At 46.7% G+C, this 5,866-nt stretch carries 4 protein-coding genes; 2 read left to right on the top strand and 2 right to left on the bottom strand.

Features of this window, described 5'->3' with window-relative positions; translation table 11 throughout:
• Positions 1-435: 435 nt before the first annotated feature.
• Both O9323_RS04085 and O9323_RS04080 read right to left on the bottom strand, forming a co-directional pair.
• Positions 436-753, bottom strand: a complete 318-nt coding sequence (locus tag O9323_RS04085; protein WP_002754238.1) for a KGG domain-containing protein — start codon at positions 751-753, stop codon at positions 436-438.
• 403 nt (positions 754-1,156) lie between these two features.
• Positions 1,157-3,400 carry an IMS domain-containing protein gene (locus tag O9323_RS04080; RefSeq protein WP_288124721.1) on the bottom strand — a complete coding sequence of 748 codons (2,244 nt, stop codon included), beginning with the start codon at positions 3,398-3,400 and terminating at the stop codon, positions 1,157-1,159.
• A gap of 247 nt (positions 3,401-3,647) precedes the next feature.
• On the opposite strand from O9323_RS04080, the gene pdhA reads away from it, so the two are divergent.
• Both pdhA and O9323_RS04070 read left to right on the top strand, forming a co-directional pair.
• Positions 3,648-4,682 (top strand): pyruvate dehydrogenase (acetyl-transferring) E1 component subunit alpha, encoded by a 1,035-nt coding sequence (pdhA, locus tag O9323_RS04075; protein WP_002754242.1) that lies wholly within the window; start codon positions 3,648-3,650, stop codon positions 4,680-4,682.
• A gap of 199 nt (positions 4,683-4,881) precedes the next feature.
• Positions 4,882-5,664, top strand: a complete 783-nt coding sequence (locus O9323_RS04070; RefSeq protein WP_288124720.1) for a hypothetical protein — start codon at positions 4,882-4,884, stop codon at positions 5,662-5,664.
• The last annotated feature ends 202 nt before the right edge of the window (positions 5,665-5,866 follow it).

Genomic DNA, 5,866 nt, shown 5'->3' with positions numbered 1-5,866 from the left:
TCAAATATTTTGAGTATAAATACTCTATATACTCACTTCTCTGCGATGCAGTCGCACTCGCGGGAGCGCATTTTGTAGCTTGCTTAAAGCTTTGTTTCTGTCTGTATCACTTGTTACTTTTTAAAATGAGAATTGCTGGATCAATCCCACTAATAAAACCGTCTCTGACGAAACCAAACAATTAATTGATAAACTCTTGCTCGAACGAATTTCCTACCGAATCACCACCTTTGGCTAAAGAACTAGAACAATTGCAACCTTTCTGGCAGCGTTCTGAAACTTTGCCCAAATGGGATGTGACGGTTCTGCCCTCCTAGCTGGCATCTTATTTTTACGCAAGTCCCTATTGGGGATGGGGAAATGGGGGAATGGGGAATTTAGCTAAAAACCCCAACACCCCAAAACCCTTTCAGTCCCAGAAAAAGTCAACCAAAGTCAACTATTTGCTTCCGAGTTGCCAAAATCTGAGAAATTTTCACCTATAGACTCGTTGACTGGGGAATTTTCCCCGGAGTTTAGGTTTTTGCGACTGCCTTTGTGGGAATTTTTGCCCCCTTCCCGTCCAATAGCTGCCATGTGGGCGCGATCCCGGCTAACTGCTTCACCACCCTTTCGTCCCGCTTCGCGAGCTTCTTCGGAGGTAAATTCGTGGGCTGTACCTTTTTGATGAGCAGCTTTACCACCTTTACTAGCGATTTCCTTTTGTTTAGCTTGATCCATAGAGGCAAAACCGCGTTTACTCTTACCTGTCATAATATCCCTCCTGTGTGAATGCTGATTTTAAAAGTTCTTAAAGACTTATGCGAGATTTTTAAAACATCAAAATCATGGTCTTGTGGGTGGGCAAAAAATTGAGATTGCCCCGCTCTTTTCCTCTAAGAACTACGGATTCTCATCTACGATTATAACTCATTAGCTCGACTTCTAGGGAACCAATTACAGCAATCAAAGGGCGTATTTTATGTTAAAAAATATTAAGCAAATTGAGCATTTATCAGTCTAAAGATATAGAAATTATCTTAATGGTGAGGTACAAAGTTTTCGTTTAGGGGAGTCACTCCTCAGTTATCAGTTTTTTTCCCCCTGCTCCCATCTCCCATCTCCCCACTTCCCAATTCATAATTCCGAGGTTTTTTGGGGATTTAATCGGAAAAAATTAGGGTAAGACTTGGGTTTTTTCGATCAACCATTTATCTCCTTGCCGTACCAAATCATAGCGCACCTTCAAGGACTCATTATAGGAACGATTGACAATTTCCTTGCCATTATGGAAATAGATAGCCTTTTCGTTGACTATCGCTTCCACCGTCACTAAATTAGGATTTTTGGCATTATTAGTGACCGATCGCACATCCACTTGATGATCGTAGCGCCAATAGTTATTTCCCTGTAAAGCCGCCGCCCGTTTTTGCCAAATTTCCAAAGCTGAACCCGTTAAAACCTCTTTCAATTGCTCTTTTTGGTGTTCACTGCCAAAAGCCGCCGATTTTGCTGCTAACCAAGCTTGAATCGTCTCCTTGGCCTTTTCCTTGTCTAAGGGAGTCCTTTCCATCACCTCCGCGTTAGCCGAGGGAATTTCTAGTATGGGAGTATTTAAAGAAATCGGTAACTGTTCCCCTTGCAAGGCTGCCAAAGGAGATTGACTATCGACAATTGCCTTTACCCCCAAGGACAAAACCACGAGCGTTCCCACTAATCCTACTCCCAATATCGCCACTCGATCGAGTCGTAGTTTTCTGCGGACTGGTCGTCTCCGTTTCGGTGCGACTAGGGTAGTTTTTACCGTTTCTACGGCTGCTGGCCCGGAGTTGCCCGCTGCTGGGTGGCGCGAGCGACTAGGACGACGACGGGGGAGATTAAGTGCCGGTTGACGATCGGCTGCTGTCACCACCACACTGCCCTGAGTATAGGGGGTGAAAGTTTCCTGCTGAGGGGTGGCTCTCAGGGCAGGTACAGCAGTGCCTGTCCGCTCACCGTTAGCTCTAGCTAAAGACGGTTTTTGGGGACGAGAATGGGAAGAATAAGCAGATTCCCTCATCGGTGTCGCTCCTGGCACTGGGTTTAAATGGGTGGGGGGGGTGTGGGTTTTGAGAACATTTACTTCCGATTTTAAAGGTTCCCCAACCTTTTCTTGAACTGACACGGGAACTTTTTCGTCAGGAAAACCTGACAATTCTTCCAAATAATTTTGTACCTCTTCCTCGGCAAAATACTCTTTGAGTGAGGCTTTCCGCTCGACTAAATCACTAAAATGGCAGAAAACTTCTGTTTGTAACCAACGCTCACCGTAACGACATAACCCAGGTAGAAGATCGGGAGATTGCCCAGATTGTTCCTTAATATAATTTAATATTTCTTGCTCTTGACTTTTTTCTAAAATTGTGCTTGCTTGTTCGGTTTGACCGAGCAGCAGGGCGCAGATCGATCGCTCGATGGAAACATCCTGATGTTTTTGTAATTGCTGCAGGCGATCGCTGGCTGCCACAATAGCGGCGGGTTGTTTTTGGGCGAAACCGCGGGCAATCAAGGCATAAACCAGCAGATAATTACCTACCGCCGAGGGGCGTTCTGCCTCTTTTGCCCAGATTTTCTCCTGTTCGGCCTGAGTCAAATAAACCCGTAACTGTTGAATAAAGCGTAAAAAATTATCCACCCCCAACCCAGAGCGATCGTCGCCCTGGCCATCGATGCCACCGCGAGCGGCCAACATATCCTCCAAGAGATTTAAGCCCCGCTGACGGGCAAGACCGGGGTTTTTTTCTTGGGATAACAATTCCAGAACCTGGTAGGGACGCAAGCGATCGCAATCATGACGAATCTCGCCAGCCACTTGTGGGAACATTTGTTCTTGTTCCAAGCAGATCAGGACCTTGGCTGCGGTGCTGGCCGCCTGTTCATAATTTTTATCCTGCCAATATTCCCGACTTAATTCCCCGTAGGCCAAAGCCAAGGTTAAGATCATATCTGGGCGAGTAGTTGGCTCCAAATCTAGATAAGTTTCAGCCAAACGAATCACTAACTCGTATTCTCCCAACTCTTGCAGGATGAGCAAAGCTCCCACCAGATCGGCGGGGGCAATGGTAATCTGGGGAGTGGGATATTCTGAGGAAGCGGCGGCCACCTCCCCACCCTGAGAATCGAGGTTTTCGGCGCTGCTATCTGGGTTGAGAAGCAGGGGATTGGGAGCGAAAAATTGGGCATCGTAATCACGACGGCGATCTGGATCACTTAACACTTGGTAAGCTTCATCTAACAAGTGCTGACGGGCAACGATCGCTGTTTGACTGTATTCTTGACGTGGCAATTGCCGTCCCCGATCGGCGTGGGCCAAATCAATCTGCTCGGCATTCACCTGAAAAGGGATTCCCAATATCCTGTAGTAGTCAAGAGGAATTCGCACGGTTAGCTGTACCTCAACTCTGGAGAGTCCTTAGTGAATTAAATGATGTAAGTGAGAGCGGAGCGAGTAAAATAACAAGATACCATCTTATCCTAGCCAATCTCTGACTGACTAAGATTAGATTTGAGAGAGAAAATACCAAGAACCCCTTGGTTTAAGACCAAAAAATTCACTGCCAGAATTCTCGAAAAATCTACCGCTTCCTCTCCCCTTGCCTTTTTGTTGTCTAAATGATACTACAGACCCTATGATTTCCGAACGTACTTTACCAACCTTTAATCCTGCTTCCATCATTATCACCAAAGCTGAAGGTCTTCGCCTATACGAGGATATGGTTTTGGGGCGGATGTTTGAAGATAAATGCGCCGAAATGTATTATCGGGGCAAAATGTTCGGTTTTGTCCATCTCTACAACGGTCAGGAAGCCATATCTAGCGGTATTGTTAAAGCCTTGCGTCAGGGAGAAGATTACGTTTCTAGTACCTATCGCGATCACGTCCACGCCCTCAGTGCCGGAGTTCCCGCTCAAGAGGTGATGGCGGAGTTATTTGGCAAAGCTACCGGTTGTAGTAAAGGACGGGGCGGCTCCATGCATATGTTTTCCGCCGAACATAAGCTTTTAGGGGGTTACGCTTTTGTGGCCGAGGGGATTCCCGTCGCTACCGGGGCGGCTTTTCAGAGTAAATACCGTCGGGAAGCCATGGGTGATGCCAGTGCCGATCAGGTAACGGTCTGTTTCTTTGGGGATGGGGCGAGTAATAATGGCCAGTTTTTTGAGTGTCTGAATATGGCCGCCCTCTGGAAGTTGCCGATTATCTATGTGGTGGAAAATAATAAGTGGGCGATCGGAATGGCCCATGATCGAGCCACTTCTCAACCGGAAATCTATAAAAAAGCCAGTGTTTTTAGTATGGTCGGCGTGGAAGTGGACGGTATGGATGTGGTCGCCGTTCATGCCGCCGCCAGAGAAGCTGTGGCCCGCGCCCGCGCTGGTGAAGGACCGACTTTAATTGAGGCCTTAACCTATCGTTTCCGGGGTCACTCTCTGGCAGACCCCGACGAGTTACGCAGTGCTGACGAGAAACAATTCTGGGGCGAAAGAGATCCGATCACTCGCTTTGCCGCCTACCTCTACGAGCGAGATCTGGCCACGAGAGAAGAATTAAAAGAAATCGAGGAGAAAATTCAAGCTGAAATCGAGGCAGCGGTTAAATTTGCCGAATCTAGCCCCGAACCCGATCCTAGTGAACTAACTCGCTTTATTTTCGCCGAAGACGAGTAATTTCAGTGATCAGTTACCAGTTATTCAGAGTTGAGTTTTCAGTTCACTGATCACTGATTAGTGATCACTGATTACTTAAGGTATTCTATGAGGGGGAGCAGCAAAATCACGCCTTGAATCTGGTTGCTGTGGAAAAAATCCGTAAAAAATAGTTGCGCTCTTGTATAATTCGCTAAAATCCAGAGAAATAGCTTTTGCCATGGCGACTACAGAAGCATTGAACCCCAGTCAGTTCGCATTCTTAACCAACCTCACCGCTGATCGTTCAAGTTTACCCAACCCACAAGAAGAAATGGACAAAGTTATCATTCTCGTTAATGCCGAAGCTCAAGCCAGTGGTCAGATGTCTCGGCTATCGCCCGTTACCGAAAAAATGGTGATTGCCTTAAAAAATGCGGTTCCTAAATCCTTGGCGGTGGAGGTGACGGGGACGGCTTCTTTGTGGTCAAAAATGGAGTCGGGTAAAACCAGCCAAAATAATTTAATCTGGTGTCCCTTAACAATTCAATTACCCAATTGGGTGAATTTTCCGGGTAAAAAAGTTTATCAAGCTTGTCGGGATATCGAAGAAAGACGCGCTTGGGTTGCCCATACCCTGCACTATAAAACCAGTCAGGGAGATTCTTCTTTTGGGGATCTTTGGTTGCCCATCACGGTGACATCTAAGGGTTTAGAATACGGTGAGGTAATCGGGGAGGGTATGATCCCTAACGCCTACAGTCAACCGATTAGTCTAGAAAGAGAGAGTCTTAAGTCTTTATATCGGCTGGCAGCGCAATTACTGGATAATTTACAGGCTCCTGCTTCTGTTTATTTGCTACAGTTTCGTTTGGCTCATCGGGAAGTGGTTTTTGATCGTCTCTGGCCTTTTCCTGCCGCACCTGCGATCGCTTCCCTACGCGGTCAACAGACGGATCTCTATGCAGCCTACTGGAATTGTTTACGTCGGCAAGCAATGGTCGATCATTCCTTGGCTATTTAATCCAATAGCAAAGAAAAACTGTCCAACTTTGCCCACAATAGCGATCAATCCCTAAACTATCTAGGGTTTGCTGAATAAGTACGGGCGAAGCATTCGGATAGAAAATCTACCTTTTCACCGATAGGTTATTGTCCGAATGCTTCGCCCCTACAGGACGCGGGCCGATGAAGACGCAAGGTTTTGAACGACGATTCTCTCAAAA

The sequence above is a fragment of the Microcystis sp. LE19-131.1A genome (assembly GCF_027532015.1).
Taxonomy (GTDB): Bacteria; Cyanobacteriota; Cyanobacteriia; order Cyanobacteriales; family Microcystaceae; genus Microcystis; species Microcystis ichthyoblabe_A.
The sequence above is the reverse complement of the archived record's forward strand: the minus strand, read 5'-3'. Positions and strand labels throughout refer to the sequence as shown.

What these genes read in the sequence shown, in the direction of transcription:
- pdhA (WP_002754242.1), top strand. Translation starts at nt 3,648, where the DNA reads ATGATTTCCGAACGTACTTTACCAACCTTTAATCCTGCTTCCATCATT.
- O9323_RS04085 (WP_002754238.1), bottom strand. Translation starts at nt 753, where the DNA reads ATGACAGGTAAGAGTAAACGCGGTTTTGCCTCTATGGATCAAGCTAAA.
- O9323_RS04070 (WP_288124720.1), top strand. Translation starts at nt 4,882, where the DNA reads ATGGCGACTACAGAAGCATTGAACCCCAGTCAGTTCGCATTCTTAACC.